2 protein-coding genes are annotated in these 1,949 nt (G+C 59.2%); both read right to left on the bottom strand.

Features of this window, described 5'->3' with window-relative positions; translation table 11 throughout:
• Positions 1 to 642 (bottom strand): DNA polymerase III subunit gamma/tau (dnaX, locus tag V6C07_RS07760; protein WP_333535799.1); only part of this gene is annotated, 642 nt, incomplete at its 3' end.
• 236 nt (positions 643 to 878) lie between these two features.
• Complete coding sequence (locus V6C07_RS07755) at positions 879 to 1,799, bottom strand: branched-chain amino acid transaminase (protein WP_333535796.1); 921 nt, start codon at positions 1,797 to 1,799, stop codon at positions 879 to 881.
• Between the last annotated feature and the right edge of the window lie 150 nt (positions 1,800 to 1,949).

The raw sequence follows: 1,949 nt of genomic DNA, 5'->3' as shown, positions 1-1,949 counted from the left end.
CACGCTGCCCGCCGCGCGGCGGGCCAGCAGACGCACGGCGCTGTCTTCAAAAGCGACGTTTTCCTTGCGCAGCACGCCGGAAAGGTGCTCGACCAGAGCGTCTTCGCTCAGATGGCGGAACACGAAATGCTGGCAGCGGCTCACAATGGTGACGGGAAATTTGTGCGCCTCGGTGGTGGCGAAAATAAAAACCACGCGCTCCGGCGGTTCCTCAAGGGTTTTCAGCAGGGCGTTGAAGGCATTGCGCGTGAGCATGTGGGCTTCGTCGATGATGAAGACCTTGTAGCGGCCTTCCATGGCGGCGTAGCCGATGGTTTCGCGCAGGGAGCGGGCGTCTTCCACGCTGTTGTTGGACGCGCCGTCAATTTCCGTTACGTCCACATGCACGCCCTGGGTGATCTTGCGGCACTGGGCGCACTCGTTGCACGGCTCGGGACCGGGAGAGTGCTCGCAGTTGAGGGCCTTGGCAAAGATGCGGGCAATGGTGGTCTTGCCCACGCCGCGCGTGCCGCTCAGAAGATAGGCCGCAGCGGGCCTGTCCTCGGCGGCGGCGCGGGAAAGGACGGCTTTGACCATGTCCTGTCCCGCCACCTGGGCAAAGGTCTGGGGGCGGTAGCGCGAGGCGAGGGAGAGATGCTTCATGATTTCTTGGCGGCGCGCCCGGTGGGCCGGCGCCTGTTCAGCTTCAAGGTGAAAGTGTTTCAGGTATCCGCTGAGTAAATCTTCGATTTCCTCAGCTCGATGCCAAAAAATGGCTTCCATTTTTTGGAAAGGCATAAAAAACGCTTGGTTAACGGGGGAAGTGAATTCCCCCTGTTCACGTTTTTTGGGCTCCTGCCTGCGCAGGAGCCACGGGAAGCGCTTTATCCAGCGCTTCCCTAAACTTTATAGTGATGCAGCCAGCCGGCGTACTTGGGGTTTTGGCCCTTGACGATCTTGAAGTATTCGGTTTGCAGATGCTTGGTTACGGGGCCGGCGTGTCCGGCGCCGATCTGGCGGTGGTCCATCTCGCGGATGGGGGTTACTTCCGCAGCGGTGCCGGTGAAGAACGCCTCGTCGGCAATATACATTTCGTCACGGGTAAACTGCTGTTCTTCCACCGTGTAGCCCAGGTCCTGAGCCAGCTTCATGACGGAATCGCGGGTGATGCCGCCGAGGATGGACGTCCACGGCGTGGTCTTGATGCGGCCGTCGCGCACGATAAAGATATTTTCGCCGGTGGCTTCAGACACATAGCCGCTGGTGTCCAGCATGACGGCCTCGTCATAGCCTTCGTCCTTGGCTTCCACCTTGGCAAGGATGGAATTGATGTAATTGCCGGCGGCCTTGGCTTTGGACATGCTGGTGTTCACATGGCTGCGGGCAAAGGTGCTGGTTTTGACGCGGATGCCTTTTTCCAGGGCTTCAGCGCCAAGATAGGCCCCCCAGGGCCAGACAGCCACAATGGTCTGCACCGGATTGTTGCCGGGGTAAACGCCCATTTCGCCATAGCCCACGAAAGAAAGCGGACGCACATAGCCTTCGGGCAGTTTGTTGATTTCAAGCGTTTCCACACAGGCTTTTACCAGCTCTTCCACGGTAAGAGTAAGGTTCATGCGTAGGATCTTGGCGGAGTTGAGCATACGCTTGCAGTGGTCTTCAAGGCGGAAAATGGCGGACGTGCCGTCGGCACCGGCATAAGCCCGGATGCCCTCGAAAATGGCGCTGCCGTAATGCAGGGCATGTGTGAGCACGTGAACCTGGGCTTCGTCCCAGGGAACCATTTTTCCGTCAACCCAGATGTACTTCATCTTTTGCATGACTGTCCTCCGCAAGACTCATTAGGTAGGGCGGCATCACTGGCGGCGCACATGGCCGCCTGAGTCCGCAAGGGAAAAAATTTACTGTAAAGCGCCCCATATGGCAAGCGCCTGACCGCGCGACAACGGGCCTTCGCGCCGCCGCGCGGA

It is taken from the genome of Desulfovibrio sp. 1214_IL3152, from assembly GCF_036763055.1.
Lineage (GTDB): Bacteria > Desulfobacterota > Desulfovibrionia > Desulfovibrionales > Desulfovibrionaceae > Desulfovibrio.
This window is presented reverse-complemented; position numbering and strand designations above follow the sequence as displayed.